This is a genomic window from Rhizobium sp. BR 362 (assembly GCF_036528765.1).
In the GTDB taxonomy this organism is placed as follows: domain Bacteria; phylum Pseudomonadota; class Alphaproteobacteria; order Rhizobiales; family Rhizobiaceae; genus Rhizobium.
Genome location: NZ_JARWGH010000038.1, coordinates 1 through 15,730, shown reverse-complemented (window position 1 = coordinate 15,730; position 15,730 = coordinate 1). Strand labels below are relative to the sequence as shown.

General features: G+C 58.8%; 15 protein-coding genes and 1 pseudogene. 8 read left to right on the top strand and 8 right to left on the bottom strand.

What is annotated here, in order from left to right; all coding sequences use genetic code 11:
• The first annotated feature begins 20 nt into the window (after positions 1 to 20).
• Positions 21 to 290 carry a hypothetical protein gene (locus QDY28_RS26750; protein WP_331384355.1) on the top strand — a complete coding sequence of 90 codons (270 nt, stop codon included), beginning with the start codon at positions 21 to 23 and terminating at the stop codon, positions 288 to 290.
• 115 nt (positions 291 to 405) lie between these two features.
• Positions 406 to 651, top strand: a complete 246-nt coding sequence (locus tag QDY28_RS26745; protein ID WP_331384354.1) for a hypothetical protein — start codon at positions 406 to 408, stop codon at positions 649 to 651.
• 127 nt (positions 652 to 778) lie between these two features.
• Here the strand turns inward: QDY28_RS26745 and QDY28_RS26740 are convergent, their stop codons facing one another.
• Entirely contained in the window at positions 779 to 1,063 is a 285-nt protein-coding gene (locus QDY28_RS26740; RefSeq protein ID WP_331384353.1) for a DUF1236 domain-containing protein, read from the bottom strand.
• Positions 1,064 to 1,532: 469 nt separating this feature from the next.
• Here QDY28_RS26740 and QDY28_RS26735 point away from each other — a divergent pair, with 469 nt between their 5' ends.
• Complete coding sequence (locus tag QDY28_RS26735; protein ID WP_442967596.1) at positions 1,533 to 2,831, top strand: Nramp family divalent metal transporter; 1,299 nt, start codon at positions 1,533 to 1,535, stop codon at positions 2,829 to 2,831.
• Here the strand turns inward: QDY28_RS26735 and QDY28_RS26730 are convergent.
• A complete protein-coding gene (locus tag QDY28_RS26730) occupies positions 2,737 to 3,702 on the bottom strand; it encodes a DUF72 domain-containing protein (protein WP_331384352.1) in 966 nt (321 codons plus the stop codon). The two genes, QDY28_RS26735 and QDY28_RS26730, sit on opposite strands and share 95 nt — an antisense overlap.
• 180 nt (positions 3,703 to 3,882) lie before the next feature.
• Between QDY28_RS26730 and QDY28_RS26725 the strand changes: the two genes are divergently transcribed.
• Positions 3,883 to 5,304 carry a phospholipase D-like domain-containing protein gene (locus QDY28_RS26725; RefSeq protein WP_331384387.1) on the top strand — a complete coding sequence of 474 codons (1,422 nt, stop codon included), beginning with the start codon at positions 3,883 to 3,885 and terminating at the stop codon, positions 5,302 to 5,304.
• On the opposite strand, the gene QDY28_RS26720 is transcribed toward QDY28_RS26725, so the two are convergent.
• Positions 5,221 to 6,213, bottom strand: coding sequence for a lysylphosphatidylglycerol synthase domain-containing protein (locus QDY28_RS26720; RefSeq protein WP_331384351.1), 993 nt, complete (start codon positions 6,211 to 6,213; stop codon positions 5,221 to 5,223). The genes QDY28_RS26725 and QDY28_RS26720 overlap by 84 nt on opposite strands.
• Before the next feature lie 76 nt (positions 6,214 to 6,289).
• Between QDY28_RS26720 and QDY28_RS26715 the strand changes: the two genes are divergently transcribed.
• From QDY28_RS26715 to QDY28_RS26705, 3 genes are all read left to right on the top strand, one after another.
• Complete coding sequence (locus QDY28_RS26715) at positions 6,290 to 7,045, top strand: endonuclease/exonuclease/phosphatase family protein (protein WP_331384350.1); 756 nt, start codon at positions 6,290 to 6,292, stop codon at positions 7,043 to 7,045.
• A 198-nt stretch (positions 7,046 to 7,243) separates the two neighbouring features.
• The gene (locus tag QDY28_RS26710) at positions 7,244 to 8,335 is read left to right on the top strand and encodes a polysaccharide pyruvyl transferase family protein (protein WP_331384386.1); all 1,092 of its coding nucleotides are present in this window, start codon (positions 7,244 to 7,246) and stop codon (positions 8,333 to 8,335) included.
• Positions 8,336 to 8,441: 106 nt separating this feature from the next.
• A complete protein-coding gene (locus QDY28_RS26705) occupies positions 8,442 to 9,746 on the top strand; it encodes a Coenzyme F420 hydrogenase/dehydrogenase, beta subunit C-terminal domain (protein WP_331384349.1) in 1,305 nt (434 codons plus the stop codon).
• Here QDY28_RS26705 and QDY28_RS26700 read toward each other — a convergent pair.
• The 3 genes from QDY28_RS26700 to QDY28_RS26690 are packed head-to-tail and all read right to left on the bottom strand — an operon-like array spanning position 9,720 to position 12,374.
• The gene (locus QDY28_RS26700; RefSeq protein WP_331384348.1) at positions 9,720 to 10,652 is read right to left on the bottom strand and encodes a beta-xylosidase; all 933 of its coding nucleotides are present in this window, start codon (positions 10,650 to 10,652) and stop codon (positions 9,720 to 9,722) included. The genes QDY28_RS26705 and QDY28_RS26700 overlap by 27 nt on opposite strands.
• Before the next feature lie 22 nt (positions 10,653 to 10,674).
• Complete coding sequence (locus QDY28_RS26695) at positions 10,675 to 11,274, bottom strand: histidine phosphatase family protein (RefSeq protein ID WP_331384347.1); 600 nt, start codon at positions 11,272 to 11,274, stop codon at positions 10,675 to 10,677.
• The gene (locus QDY28_RS26690; protein ID WP_331384346.1) at positions 11,271 to 12,374 is read right to left on the bottom strand and encodes an inositol-3-phosphate synthase; all 1,104 of its coding nucleotides are present in this window, start codon (positions 12,372 to 12,374) and stop codon (positions 11,271 to 11,273) included. The genes QDY28_RS26695 and QDY28_RS26690 overlap by 4 nt, the downstream gene beginning before the upstream one ends.
• A gap of 144 nt (positions 12,375 to 12,518) precedes the next feature.
• Here QDY28_RS26690 and QDY28_RS26685 point away from each other — a divergent pair, with 144 nt between their 5' ends.
• Positions 12,519 to 14,267: a hypothetical protein gene (locus QDY28_RS26685; protein WP_331384345.1), complete on the top strand. Its 1,749-nt coding sequence runs from the start codon at positions 12,519 to 12,521 to the stop codon at positions 14,265 to 14,267.
• Here the strand turns inward: QDY28_RS26685 and QDY28_RS26680 are convergent.
• Together QDY28_RS26680 and QDY28_RS26675 are read right to left on the bottom strand one after the other, a co-directional pair.
• Positions 14,253 to 14,585 carry a hypothetical protein gene (locus QDY28_RS26680; protein WP_331384344.1) on the bottom strand — a complete coding sequence of 111 codons (333 nt, stop codon included), beginning with the start codon at positions 14,583 to 14,585 and terminating at the stop codon, positions 14,253 to 14,255. The two genes, QDY28_RS26685 and QDY28_RS26680, sit on opposite strands and share 15 nt — an antisense overlap.
• Before the next feature lie 90 nt (positions 14,586 to 14,675).
• Positions 14,676 to 15,563, bottom strand: a pseudogene (locus QDY28_RS26675) (erythromycin esterase family protein); the annotation flags it as partial.
• Positions 15,564 to 15,730 lie beyond the last annotated feature (167 nt).

The window sequence follows — 15,730 nt, the reverse complement described above, 5'->3', positions numbered from 1 at the left end:
GATGATCTCAGGAGGTGCACATGGAAACCTATCGACAATATCGCAAGGATGCCGCTCCACCGGGCTCCATCGTCATCAAGTTCTATCATTCCGGCGATCAGATTAGAGGATTTATCCGCAAGGTCGCGGGGCCCGGTGAAGACGACGCGATATTTCCGGGTGAGGAAATGGAACCGGACGACGCCTTTCGGGCTGCCCGAAACAAGATGACCGGCAGCGAAAGCCCGCCCATCTATGTGGAGTTGTCGGAGGGTGTTCGCTGGGATCCGGCATGGGGCATGCTTCAATGACGCGCCAGTGGGAATTTAGCCTCAGGGAATCGAAGTTGCGGGAGGAATTCCTCCCGGCAGGGTCGCTCCTTCGAGCTGCGCGTTCGGCACAAAGAAACCGCATTAGGAGACCAATATGAGCAGAGCTATTGATTTATCCGACTTTTCCGACGAGGAACTGACCTCGCTGATTGAAGAAGCAACCAGGCTGCGTGACACCAGGCGCAAGAGCCGGGATCGTGAGCTTGCATTAGGCGCGGACGGTTCGAGGGGACAGGATGTAAGGGACCCCGACCACGGCGCCATTACCACGCCGACGCCGCGTGAGGTGAAGGAAGAGGGTCCGGCCCATGGGGCGTCGGGCAAGGCCTCTGGCACCTGACGACCGGCGGGCAATTACGCTCAAGCGTATCGCAGCCTTGATTTCCACGAAATCAAGGCTGCGATACAGGCTAGTCCACGATAGAACCCCGGAGTGTCGGCTTCACAACGCCGATGTCCGGTTTCGGCTACTTCACGATCTCGATAATCTTATGGGTATGCGGGTTCACGATGACGCGCTTTTTATTGATGACCGTATAGGCGTAGTCGCTGTTGCTGGGAATGGTGTGTACCTCCACCGAATTCGGCAATTCGCTGCCGACGACGATATCGCCGTCATAAGTTACCGATGGAACTTCTTGTTCCGTCACGTATGTCCTGACCTCTCCAGGAATAACCACCGTGTCCCCAGCAAAAGCTGTCCCCGATGCGAAGAGTGCTGCCGCGCTCACAGCAATGAGAATCCTTTTCATCATAACCTCCGTTGATCGAATGCAGTCCCTAACTGTGATCGGCTGCGAAGGTTCCTCAGCGAGCGGTCTCTGTGCCGCCACGGTGCCGTGAATAAACGGAAGCCGAAAGGATTGCTCCAGGCGGGACTGCTCCCGCCACGATGATTCAGGCGATGCGAAGTATGTCGATATTGTAGGCGAGGAGCAGGCGCTTCGCGGCCGGTGGAGGGCAATTCGAGATACTTTGGTAGATCGCTCCAATCCCAAGAATCCCCTTGGAACTATTTGGCTTTTTGCAACTTCTTTCAGCACGCCTTTGTTGATTGCAGATTCAACGTCGGAGCGCAGCTATTTTTCATCGCGGAGTGAAAGCGATGGTGTCGAAAAGAGAACAATCCGTCTTTGGTGCGCCGCTTGCCTATTTGGGCTCGGCTTGTCGCCGATCGGAGCGATGCAGTTTGCGCTCGGCTGAAGAAGCGGGGCTAAATCCGTGACCGAGACTGCCGAGCGACAGGGGACGAGGGTGGCGAATGGGCCTTTTCGACGGTTCCTGAAGATTTTGGGGCCTGGTTTTATCACCGGCGCATCCGACGACGATCCCTCTGGAATTGGAACATACAGCCAGGCGGGTGCTCAACTTGGGTATGGCATCGGATGGACAATGCTGCTGACATATCCGCTGATGTCGGCAATTCAGGAGATTTGCGCGCGGATCGGGCGCACGACCGGGCATGGCATTGCGGGAAATGTATGCCGGCACTACCCCGCCTGGCTGCTCTACCTCATTGTAGGACTGCTTTTCATAGCGAACACGATCAACATCGGAGCAGACCTCAGTGCTATGGCCGACGCGTTGAAACTTTTGGTCGGCGGGCCCGAGGCGCTTTACGTCGTCGCTTTCGGCAGCGCTTGCGCGATTGCCAGTGTCTTCGTCGAGTACGATCGCTATTCCTCGGTGCTTAAATGGATGACGCTCAGCCTCTTTGCTTATGTTGCCGCTGTATTTGCCATCAACATATCGTGGGGCGAAGCAATTGCCGGCCTTTTCGTGCCCAAAATCATATGGAATGCTGAATTCTTCACGACGATCGTCGCCATTCTGGGCACGACGATCTCACCCTATCTGTTCTTCTGGCAGGCTTCCCAGGAAGTCGAGAATGAACAGATCGATCGTCACAAACATCCGTTGGTCGAAGCGCCGAGAGAAGCGCCGGCCGCGCTTACGCGCATTCGCGCCGACACTTTGATCGGCATGGCGTTTTCGAACATCATAGCTCTGGCGATCATCGCGACGACCGCGGCAACACTTCATAAGAGCGGCGTTACGGCCATCTCATCCTCGGCGCAGGCAGCCGAGGCATTGCGACCCATTGCGGGCGATGTCGCGTTTGTCGTGTTCGCCGTCGGCATATTGGGCACCGGCTTGCTTGCGGTTCCGGTCCTTGCCGGCGCAGCCGCCTACGCGATCGGCGAGGCGTTCAAATGGCCGGTCGGACTTTCAAGGAAACCAAAGCACGCAAAAGCATTTTACGCGACCTTGATTATGGCCTGCGTTCTCGGAATGGGCATACTGTTCACGCCCGTCAACCCCATTTCGGCCCTTTATTGGAGTGCCGTAATCAACGGGGTCGTTGCCGTCCCGGTCATGACAATAATGATGCTGATGACTGCGAAAAAGCAGGTCATGGGAAAGTTTACGGTGACCGGCTGGCTGCGCTGGCTTGGATGGGCGTCGACCTCCGTCGTGGCGGCATCCGTTCTTGGAATGGTCGTGACGTGGTTCCTATAGATCCAAGCCGTGCGGCGAGCGCGTGCGCATCCGCAGGCGCTCGTACTTTCACGTCGTTATCGAAATAAACATAGACGTCGCGGCCCTTGCGTGCGGGCTTCAGCGGCTTAAGCACGCGGTTGGCATTTGCAGGCTCGCGGCCATGCGCCCAGTCATCGATCCTGTCGGCCCAGATATCCAGTGCCTCATCGTCATAGCCACTGACGTAAAGCTCTTCGGAGCCGTGGAGACGGCAATAGACGAAGTCGGCCGTCACATCCATCAGCAGCGGCCACTCGACCGTGTCGGCGCAGACAAGCCCGATTTCATGCTCGCGAAGCAGATCAACGAAATCCGCGTCGACGAAGCTCTCGTGGCGGATTTCGAATGCGTGGCGGATAGGCCTTTCGCCATGGGCCTGCACCCAGTCCCGACCGTTCAGCCGCTCGTCGTGCCGTCCGGCAAGCTTTGCTGCAGCGACCGTATCTTTCGGCAGCATTCTCATGAAAGCGGAAAACAGATCGGCGTCGAAACGCTGTCGTGCCGGAAACTGCCAGAGGATGGGTCCAAGCTTCGGGCCGAGGCGCAACACGCCGGAGGCGATGAAATTGGCGAGCGGGGTTTCGACATCGCGAAGCCTGCGCAGATGGGTAATGTAGCGGGAGCCTTTGACCGCGAAGACGAAATCGTCGGGCGTTTCGTCGCGCCACTTGGCAAAGACCTCGGGGCGCTGCAGGCCATAGAAGGTGCCGTTAATTTCGATGGAAGGGAATTGCCGCGAGGCATAGGCCAACTCGCGTTTCTGTGCCACATCTTGCGGATAGAAGACGCCGCGCCAAGGGGCATAAGTCCATCCCGAGATGCCGATGCGGATCGTGCCTGTCTTCGTCATTCAATAGGAACTGCGCGGACGGCGACTTGTTCCTGGGCTTTGAAGAGGCCGCGCATCATCAAACATCCTGCGGCGGAACCTTGGAAAAATCCAAGCGTTTGCGTTTTCATGGGTGAAAGCGACAAGGACCTGTCGGAGCACGATCGGCTGTCGAAACAGAGAGGAGTAAAGGGTTCTACCATGTCGCCAAAGGCCGAAGATATGCGGTTGGAAGGTATTGCGGCAAGAACGGCCTTCCTCATTAACGGCAGTACCTATTTTTCGCGGTTAGCTCACATTCTGCGCCATGCGCGAAGGCGGATCTGGATCATCGGGTGGGATTTCAATCCCGATATCCGCCTGCAGCCGGAGAATTCCAAGGAAACGTTGGGGGATCTTCTGCATGCTTTGGCGGATGCCAATCCCGATCTTGAGATTCGAATCTTGATCTGGGCCTTGGGGCCGATTTATTCCGAAAAATCCTTGAAGGTGTTGCGCAAGAAAAACTTTCCGAAGAACAGTCGCATCGACCTGCGCTTTGCCGTCCAGTCCGCCCTTAGAGGATGTCACCATCAGAAACTTGTCTGCATTGACGATTCCATCGCTTTCATCGGGGGAATCGATCTGACGTCGCGGCGTTGGGACACGCGGGGCCACAGGGTTCGCAACAAGCTGAGGCGCGATCCCGAAGGTGTGTCCTACGAGCCGCTTCACGACCTGCAAGCCATGGTGACGGGGGATGCGGCAAGGCTCATCGCCTCTGCCGCGAGGCGAAGATGGGCGGATGCCACGGGCGAGGAATACAGGGCCTTGCCAGCGCAGACGGCCGTCGGCTGGCCGGACGATCTCGCCGCATCGTTTGAGAATGTACCGGTCAGGCTTGCGATAACCGAACCGGCGACCTTTTTCCGGGACGGCGTGAGTCAGGGAATTGCCGTAACAAGGGAGGTGATCGCCACGGCGAGACGTCAGCTCTATATCGAAACGCAATATCTCGCCTCTTTCAATGTCGCGGAAGCCATTGCCGCTCGGCTGCGGGAGGACGATGGGCCGGAGGTCGTCATCGTCTGCACGCGCAAGTCCCATGGTCTGATCGAGGACTTCGTCATGGGAAGCAATCGCGACAGGATAATTCGGCGTCTCATGAATGCGGATCGTCACGGCCGGCTGCGCGTCTTCTATCCGGTGGTTCCCGATGGCGAAAAGCAGGTCGAACTGCTGGTCCACTCGAAACTTCTGATCGCCGATGACAATCTGCTCCGCATTGGCTCCTCCAATCTCAACCATCGATCCGAGGGGCTCGATACCGAATGCGATATTCTCTTTCAGGCCCTTAAACCCGCTCACCGTTTGGCAATCGACGAGCTGCGCAACATGCTCGTGGCGGAATATCTCGGCTGCGCCGCCGGCGCCGTTCGAAATGCCTTTCAACGGAGCGGATCGCTCATCCACGCAATCGCTGAGCTGAATGTCGGAGCCCGGTGCCTAAAGCCGCTGGCAACGACCTCTGAAAAGACCAGGCCGATTGCAGGGACCGCGCTATTCGATCCCGCCCGTCCGCTGGGGCGCCTGGGTTCCCGTCGTCTTGTCGGCCGCCTTCGCCGGATCCTTCGTTCGAGCTGAACGATGCCGAGACGCCAATTCGCTGACGATCAGAAGGGTCGTTCCCAGGATGAGGGGAATGAGGAAGTAGATGCAGCGAAAGGCGATCAAGGCCCCGATGGAGGCTGCATTCGGCACGATATAGGAGACGGTTGTCTCGATCACGCCGAGGCCGCCAGGAACATGGGTCGCCATGACAGCGGTATTAGCCAGCACGTACGCGGTGATCGATCGGAACAACGCAACATCCGCGAAGGCCGAAAGCAACTGATGCAAGCACGCTGAGACGCAGACGAAATTCAAGGCCCCGATGACGATTTGCAGCAAGGCTATGTGAGGCCCGGGCAATTCGAAGGACCAGCGCCACAAGGTCATTCTTTGCCGCAGGACCATGGTAAGGAATGCATAGAGAACCGGCACTGCAAGAATGATGACCCCGGCCGTTCGAACGTCGCGGGTGTTGGAGCTCAGCAGGCCCGCGGCATCCGCAGGATCGACCAGCAAGGCAGTTCCGCCAAGCGCGGTCATCCCCAGGCCGACCGTGATACCGCAGAAAAGCACTATCTTCGCAACTTCCTCGATGCTCAGACCCCAGCGTGAATAGAAGCGGTACCGGAAGGCACCGCTGCTCAGGCCGGCAAAGCCGATATTGTGGCCCATCGAGAGGCTGACGAAGGAGGCGAGCGCAATTTTGCGGTAAGGCAAAGACTTGCCCAGCGATAAGAGGGCAAGAAAATCGAAGCCGGTGAGACAAAGGTAAGAGGCGGCAGCACAGAGCAACGCGAAACAGAGACGCCGGAGCGGAATGCTCAGCAGCGAGTTCCGGATGTCATCCAAGCTGTAGTTCTGCAGAATGCGATACAAGAGCCAGAATGCAAGGCATGTCGCCGCAATGATCAGGCCATTCCCTATCAGGCTTTTCAACGTCATTGGCTATCCTTTTCCGCGGGCAGGAACACGGTCCCGATGATGCGGAACGATCGGGCGAGTTCGGTGTTCCTCGGCCATGCCCCACGGAAGATCGATCAGAATTCTGACCTACAACGTGCACAGTTGCATTGGTACGGATCGCAAGATCGATCCTGGCCGTATCGCCGCCGTCATCGCGGAGGCGCAGGCTGATATTGTGGCGCTGCAGGAGATCGACGTCCGCCGCCACAGAACCGGCGGCGTCGATCAGGCAAACATGATCGCCTCCTTGCTGAAGATGGAGGCGCATTTCAATCCAGCCCTGACGGTGGCCGACGAGCAGTATGGAGACGCCTTCATAACGGCCTTGCCGACAAAGGCGATCAAGGCCGGGCCGCTGCCGTCGCTCGGCGAACAGCGTGGCGCTCTTTCCGTCGAAGTCATGGTGGGAGACAGGCAATTGCACCTCGTCAACACCCATCTCGGCCTTCGGGGGCGCGATCGCGTCCAGCAAATGACGGCGCTTCTCGGCCCAGCATGGCTGCCGGGGAGCGGCAAGGATATTGTTTCCACCGTCGTCTGCGGGGATTTCAATGCCGTTCCTGCCTCCGCGGCTTATCGGCTCGCCACTCGCGCATTGAAGGATGTCCAGCTTTCCGGCAATCAGCCGCCGAGGCCGACCTTTCCTTCGCGCTATCCGTTGATGCGGCTGGATCATATTTTCGTCAGTCCCGATCTCGCGGTCCTCGGCACGACCGTGCCGCGAAATCGGCTGACAAGCCTGGCTTCGGACCATCTTCCATTGATTGCGGACATCGACCTCGGCGATGGCTTCGCCAGGGCCTCCGAATGAGACGATGCTCTCCTCACGGGAACAATTAAACTGTCGCCCGGTTTGGAGCCAGCTTACGGAGACATCGGCGGAATGTGGCGCGTCGATATCCAACCGTTCAACTCAGTTGCTGAGAATTCGTGCCCTGGGACGTGAGCGTCTATGTCAGATTTGATCCGTTTTTCCCATCGTCCCCCGCAATATCTAAGCAAAGCCCCAATTCCCCAGAGCGCCGGCCGTGACAGAGTAGGCGTCCTGACCTTCCATCGTTGCATCAATTACGGATCCTATTGGCAGGCCCGTTGCCTGATCGAGGGATTGGAGACGATAGGCCTGAATGCCATTCTGCTGGAGCACAGGTCGGCGCGCGCGGATCGCGCAGAGTGGGGTTGTGCACTCCAGCCACTGCTTCCGATCCCGACAAGACGGGATGATTTACCTCTGTATAAGATGAAGATACGCAGGTTCTTCGACGCTTTCGCTGCGCTGCCGCTTTCTGCTCCGTTCCCATTGGAAAGGCCGGCCGACGCGGAAGAGTTTCCCCTGGTGATCGTTGGAAGCGATGAAGTCTGGAACCTCAGACATCCCTGGTATGGCGGCTGCGGAGCGTTTTATGGCGAAGGGCTGCGATCCGGCCGCCTCGTCTCCTACGCCGCGACATTTGGAAACTTTGACTCTCTGGACCGATTGAGAGGGCGATGGGCCGACAGCCTGCGCAGGTTTTCGCAGATTTCGGTTCGCGATCTCAATTCGAAGCGCCTGATAAAGGATGCGCTGGGGCTGGATGCCGAATTGGTGCTGGACCCATGCCTGCAATTTCCCGAGGCCATCTGGAATGCGGGAAAGGAGGAAATGGGATCGGCTTACCTTGCCGTTTATGGCCACAGTTTTCCCGGCTGGTTTCAGCGCACTGTTCGTCGATGGGCCGATGGGCGATCCATCACCCTGATCAGCATCGGTTATCGAAACGATTGGGCGGATGAACAATGGATCGATGCCGGGCCTGAGGACTTCGCGCGCTTCATGGCCGGCGCAACGGCTGTAGTGACCAATTTCTTCCACGGCTGCGTCTTTTCGCTCGTGAACGACAAGCCGTTTGCCTGCGTTCTTTCGGATTATCGATCCAACAAGTTGCTCGATCTGACCGCAATGGTCGGCGCCGAGCGGAACGTCATACCCGAGGGATCGTCATCCCTGCACCTCGACGCAGTCCTCGGCGAACCGCCGGGAACGGCCATCTCCCAGCGCATCACCGCCTTGCGCCGCAACTCCAGCGCCTATCTGCAACATGTCGTCCAGCACGCTCCTTGATCCGCGCGAGGCTCCAGCGCGACCGAACCGGAACGAGATCATCCGCTACGGTCTCTGCATCGGTTGCGGCGCCTGTGCGGCCCTGCCGAAAGGAACCCGTGTCCGGATGAATTTCGACCGTTATGGCCAGTTGAAGCCGAGCGGGTCACGCCAATGGCTGCATGACAGGGACGGCAATTTCTCAAGACTTTGTCCCTTCTCTCCCGTTTCCAGCAATGAAGACGAACTGGCTGAGCGTCATTTCGCGGCGGCGCAAAACCGCGATCCTCTACTCGGCCGGTTTGATGCAGCCTTTGTCGGCCATGTGGAAGAAGACGATTTTCGGGCCAATGGAAGTTCGGGGGGGCTAGTCACTTGGGTCGCGGCCGAGCTGTTGCGGCGAGGGTTTGTCGACGGCGTGGCACATGTCACGGCTGTCGACCCCTCGACAGACGGCGATCGCCGCCTGTTCCGATACACGTTGTCCCGCAGCCTGGAAGCGCTCAGCGCCGGCGCAAAATCACGGTACTATCCGATTGAGATGTCCGAGGTTCTTGAGACGATCAGAACGGTTCCCGGCCGTTACGCGATCGTTGGCATTCCATGCTTCATCAAGGCTGTGAGATTGTCCTGCGCCCTAGATCCGATATTGAATGAACGCATCGCTTTCACACTCGGCCTCTTTTGCGGGCACATGAAAAGCGCGCGCATGGCCGAAAGTTTCGCCTGGCAAATGGGGCAGGATGTCGGCGATGTGGAGCGGCTCGATTATCGGATGAAACGCCCTGACCGGCCGGCCAACTGGTATCGCGCCCAATTGACGTTGCGGAACGGCGAAACCCGCGGCCGGGACTGGTGGGATTTAGCGGATGGCGATTGGGGCGCCGGCTTCTTCCAGAACTCCGCCTGCAACTTCTGTGACGACGTCGTTGCGGAAACTGCCGATATCGCTTTCGGTGATGCCTGGAAAGAACCTTATTCAGCCGATGGGCGAGGGACCAACGTCGTGATCGTTCGATCGCCCGTGCTTCTCGATCTTATTCGTGACGGCATGAGGTCAGGACGGATCGAATTGTCCGAGGTCGACTCGGATTTCGTGATCGCCACCCAGGCGGCAGGCTTTCGTCAGCGCCGGGAAGGTCTCGCGTTCCGCCTGTCGTGGCCACGATGGGGGCTCCGCCCCCGCAAGCGGGTCACTGCCGCAAAAAGCGGCTTGAGCGCCAGACGCAGGATGATCTACGCCATGCGTTATGAGATCAGCCTCTGGAGCCATCGCGTCTTTTGGCTCGCACGCCGGCTGCATTGGCCCGGGCTCTATATCACCTGGGCACGGGCCGTGCTGACGTGTTACCACGGATTTGCCTACTCTCGCGGACGCTTGGGGCGGATGTTGGACTGGTTCGGCTCAACGGGCGCCGAAGGCCGCGATTGAAGGAGCTGACGAGTCCTGCCGCGGCGCGTAGCGATCCACCATTTCGCTGCAAAACGCCGCGAACTCCTCCGGAATCAGGGGGGCACTGGTATGATGCGGGGCGATGCCTCGATGCTCCGGCGTGAAGCAGAAGGTCACCGTCACCTCGAAATCCTCGAGGCTGCGCATCTGCCGGTCGAACCAATCAAGTGCATTGGGACGGAACCGGTCCGCCCAGGACAGGCCCGTTCGCACCGACCGCACGCCGAGCCGCCTCATCCACGAGACAGCCTCGTCAAGCCTCGGATCCTCGAAGTGAAACCATTGTACGAGCCCGAAATCGGGCGTGTGCCTGGCAAACTCCTCCAGCGCCGGCTTCGGAGTGCCATCCTCGCGTAAAATCCCCATGTAAAAATGCCGGTAATACGAGGAGCCCTCAGCTTCCCGATGACGGGTCGTCGCCTCCCACGATCGCGGAAGATCGTAAAGGCTGTACCATTGCAGCCGCGCCGCCTTTCCTTTCAGCAGTTCGGCGGTGCGCTTCAATCCCCAGAGCTGCACTTCTTCCGCGCCGAAACTGGATACCCCGACCTCGCTGACCCAAATCGGAAGGTGGGTCACAGCTCTTATCTCATCGATTTTTTCCGGCCATTCCTGGATCTGCCAGAGGTTCCAGTCGAGCGGAAAACCATGCACCGCGACAGCATCGACGTGACCGAGCACCCCGTAATCCTTCATGCGGCCCATGAAACCAGAATCGATCGGCGAAATCCCGCCCAGCACTTTGATGATGTCCGGATTCGATGCGGCGATGGCATCTGCGGCGAGTGTTGCCATATGGCCAAAGCGACGCCAATCGGGATCGATTTCCGGATCCCAATGAGACTTGTTGTTCGGTTCGTTCCAGATCATTGCTGCTTCGATCATAAGCTTCTCCAGCGTGCGAGGATCACGGACAAATTTCGTTGAGCGTGATGATTTTTGCGCCCCAGTCGCCGACCGTCATGGTGGTGATGGAAGCAGGCGCAATGTCGAATCTCGGCCAGGCGTCGATCGGCAGGCCGAGGATATGGCAGACCGCGGCCTTGAGGACGTCGCCATGCGACACCAGCGCCAGCCTCTTGCCACCGCCATTGTTCAAAAGGGTTTCTATCAAGCCCAATATGCGGTGCTGCACGTCCAGCATGCTTTCACCGCCGGGCGTGCGGCTGAGGCTGCGGACGCTGTTCCAGCGCCGCCATTGCGGATCTTGGTTGAGCATGTCGAACGTCTTTCCTGTCCAATCGCCGAAATTCACCTCGTCCAGCGCCTCTGCAATTTGTGGCGGACCGAGGTTGGACGCCTTGGCAATAGCCGCCGCCGTCTCGCGCGTGCGCTCGCGGGGGCTCGTATAAATTGCCTCGATATCCTCGCGCTTCATGCGCTGCCCCAGGCGCTCGGCTTGAGCCCGCCCCGCCTCACCGAGCACGACGTCTTCCATTCGACCGGCAAGAAAGCTCCCGACATTGTCGTGAGCGGCGTGACGCACCAGGAAGATGGTTACCGTCATTCCGCCGCTCCACGCAGAACATCCTCTCGATCTTCGATAAAGGCCTCGGTGCGCCGGCGCGCTTCGTGGTCGGTGAATTGCTGCGGCGGCGACTTCATGAAATAGCTCGAGGGGCCGATCAGTGGGCCGCCGATCCCGCGATCGAGCGCCAGTTTCGCGCAGCGTATCGCATCGATGACGACACCGGCGGAATTGGGCGAGTCCCACACTTCGAGCTTGAGTTCCGCATTCAGCGGCACGCCGCCGAATGTCGTGCCCTCGACCCGGATGTAGGCCCATTTCCTGTCCGTCAGCCACGGCACGTGATCGCTGGGACCGACATGAATATCGTTAGCGGCAAGGGGAACATCGAGCTGACTGGTAACCGACTGCGTTTTTGAAATCTTTTTCGATTCCAATCGTTCCCGTTCCAGCATGTTCAGGAAATCGGTGTTGCCGCCGAAGTTCAACTGATAGGTTCGGTCGATCTTGACGCCGCGCTCGCGAAACAGGTTGACGAGCATTCGATGGACGATCGTCGCGCCGACCTGGCTCTTGATGTCGTCGCCGATGATCGGCAGACCGCGTTCGGCGAACCTGCGTTGCCATTCGCTTTTTGAAGCGATGAACACCGGAATGCAATTGATGAAGGCACAGCCGGCGGCGAGCGCCTGTTCGGCGTACCAATGGGTAGCCTCTTCCGAGCCGACCGGCAGATAGGACACCAGTATATCCGTGTGCGAGCGGCGCAGGATATCGGCGACGTTGGCGACTGGTTCCGTCGACTGCGGGATTTCATCCTTGAGATATCGCCCTATTCCGTCGAGCGTCTTGCCGCGTTGGACCTTGACGCCGGTTGCCGCGACATCGGCAAAGCGCTTGGTATTGTTAGGTTCGGCATAGATCGCTTCCGCGACGTCGCGTCCCACCTTCGAGGCTGCGACATCGAACGCCGCGGATATCTCGACATCGCGGACGTGATAGCCACCAAGTTCAATATGCATGAGACCGGGAACCGGCTCATTGCTTTCTACGTTTTGATAATAAGTCAAACCCTGAACAAGGGACGACGCGCAATTGCCGACACCTACAAGGCCGACGCGGATCGGTTGCGTATGCATATCCATCTCCAGCATCTACAAAGCATTGCCCAAACAAACCGGAGCGGGATGTGTTCCCGAAAAAATTCCCGCCGAAAGCGCGGCCAGGGATCGTTGGGGTCTTTCACGCGTTCGGTATGCTTGTCGGCGGCAAGGACATCGATGATGCTGGTTTATGGCGATATCGCGCGCGTTGAAGATGCCGCTTCCGTTCGCAGGCGGATTGCCGAACACATGTCTGCCTGCATATCACTGCCGCCGGGGCGACGGCGGCACGAACTCCTGTTTCAGACTTTCGTGACTACGGGTGAGCTCGCCCAGGGGTTGGCTGACCAGGAATTTAAGCAAAGAGCTGCCGATGACGTCTCCGACATTCATGATGCGGGTGCGAGGCTTCTGCTCGTGCAAGCCCAGTCGATATTGCGGTCATGGCAGGCAAGTTTCCTTGGGGACTTGGTGTTTCCCGCGGAATGGCCCCTCCTGCTTGAGCGGCTCGACAGCCGCGAGCCGGTGCGTATGAAACGCGCGGAGGGCTATGCTTTTTACGCGCTTTATCCCGAAAGCTATATCGAGGCCGCCTTGCGATCGGGCCTGCCGTCCACAACGGTCGTGATCGGCATTCGCAGCATCGGCATGAGCTTGGCGGCGCTGGTCGCGGCCGCGCTCGATTCCGGTCCTGCCTATTCTCTGCGACCGACCGGGCATCCGTTCAGCCGCCATCTTCAGATCGGCCAAATGCTCAGGGAACGCATCCTGACAGAGCGTGACGTCGATTTCGCCATCGTGGACGAAGGGCCGGGATTGTCGGGCAGTTCATTCGGCTGTGTCGCCGATTGGTTGCTCGCCAACGGCGTCTCTTCTCGCCGCCTTCATTTCTTTCCGAGCCACAAAGGCGATCTCGGGCCACATGCCAGCAACGCTCATCGCCAGCGCTGGAATGAGCGGCCGAAGCATGTGGTCGAGGCTCGTGAGCTCATCATTGACGTGCCGGAAGGGGCGCACAGCCTTCAGGCATGGGTAAGCGAGCTTGTGGGAGCTCACAAACCGTCCTGGCGGGAACTCTCCGGCGGGAATTGGCGCGCCTTTCGATATGACGATCCGGAAAACTGGCCACCCAGCTATAGGCAACAGGAAAAGCTGAAATTTCTCGTATCCGAAGGCGATAAACGCTGGCTGGTCAAGTTTGCCGGCCTTTGCGAAGCCGGAGCGGACAAACGACGTCGCGGAGCGCTGTTGGGCAAGGCCGGGTTTACGCCGATGGTCATCGGCACGTGTTACGGCTTCATCGTCGAGCCATGGATCGATGGACAGCCCGTCGAGACCTCAGCGCTCACCAAGGAACGGGTGGTCGATCAAATCGGCCGCTATCTCGCCTTTCGCGCCCGTTATCTTCCGGCGCAGCATGGCGGTGCATCGCTTGGCGATCTCTGCCAAATGGCCGTCAGCAATGTCGGGGAAGCGATCGGTGAGGACTCGGCAAGGCAGCTCGAGCTGTTGATCGATCGTCGGAAGTATTTGGTTCAGCACCTGCAGCGCGTCGATACGGACAACCGGCTCCATGCTTGGGAATGGCTGCTGAAGGATGACGGTTCTCTCCTGAAAACCGATGCGCTCGATCACAATGGCGCCCACGATCTCATTGGCTGTCAGGATATCGCCTGGGATATCGCGGGTGCGTGCGTCGAATTCGATCTGTCGTCTGCCGAACGAACCCGGCTTGCGGAGATCATTGCACGGAAGGTGGATAGCGAGTTACGGGAGGATGTGCTCACTGTGTTTGAAGCATCCTATTTAGGCTTTCAAATCGGCCTGTGGTCCGTGGCGAGCGCGGGTGACAGCGAGCTCGAAACTCTGCGTGTCAGGAGGACCCTTGAGCGCTATGCCGACCGCTTGCAGCGGCTATTGCGAACCTGATGCGGGATCTTTCGGGCCCGCGTTGGATGCCGCCTCGTCGTTTAAGGACGCCTCGTCCGGCGTCTCGCTTGCGGGCGGATGGTAATATCCGACTGCAGTCCTGATCAGCCTCACGGATTGGATGCCGACGCCTCTGAGCTTCAGCAACTGCGCGTCTGTTAGCGCCGACACTTCGCTTGCACGCCGGATGCCGTTATCGGCAAGAGAGCGTACGACCCACTGCGGAAGACCGTTCGCGACCAGGAGGTCCGGATCGTTTTCCGAACTGTCTACAGTAGTTGTCCCACCCGATTGCATCAGCAACGACCTGTGGTTCATCGTCTCAACGTCGCACCAAACATCCCAGCTTCCTGGGAGTTCCCGCGGCCACGCGAAATCGTCTTCCATTCTGCGGCAAGCTGAGCCGGTTTAGAGGCCGAATGGAAAAGTGTCTGGCATCCCTTCGGTATCCGAAGCACGATCCAATGGCTTTACCGGGTGTGTGTGATCGAACCATACGAAGGCGTCATATTGTTGCGGAAGCGACCCCAGCATGTAATGGCTCATGCGCTCCGTTTCCGGCCGATAGATCACGCCGATGAAACGTTCGAGACGCTGTTCGACCAGCCGGTCGTAAAGGACCTGGTCACGGTCGAAGTCGAGCAGGAATCTCGGTTTGCGCGAGTCGTGGCATAGACGCTCGTAACTGTCGCTCAGTGAGGGAGCAATGTCCTTGATCTTCATCTCGCCGTCCCAATCGCTGGCCGCTGCCACCTGGCCTTCATGCGTGCCGAAGCCGATGGCGGCCGACTCTCCCTCAAACCGCTGGCGGCAGAGTTGGCCGAGGTTCACTTCCTCATGCACTACGCCCATGTCGGTATGGCGGGCATCGCCTACGTGGGAATTATGCGCCCAGACGACGGCTTTGGCTTTCGCACCACGTGCGTCCAGGAGATGCTCCAGAGTTTCGGCCATGTAACTGTCTCTGAGGTTCCAGGCGTGCCGGCCGCCATAGTACATGATGCGGTAGTATCGCTCGGCGGATGCCAGCAGCTTCGCGCTTTGCGCGGCGTCAAGGAACTCGTCGCCGTCAGGGCCCTCAGTTAACCGCTGCTGGAGCAGATCGCGGCACTGTTGGAGCACCGCCTCTTCGCATGTCCGGTAACCGGAGCTCAGCGCAGCACGGCCGTAGGTCGCCGGATCATTCTGCCACGGCGTCAGGCAACCATATCGCTCCCGTGCGATCGCAGCCGCATCGGGATCTGTTTTGTCCAGGTATGTCAGGACGGTGGCGATGGAGCCGCTCATATTATAGACCGTATGTTCGCGGGGTGAAGGTGGCCCGCCCCCGCAGTAAGCTGAAGTCGGGGGTTGCTCTGGATAGGCCGGAGCCGAGCCCCACGCTTAAGCGAGGACGAACCATGAAAGAAGATAGCGTAATTTTCATCGGCTTGGATACGTCGAAGTTGAAGATTTCAGTGGCC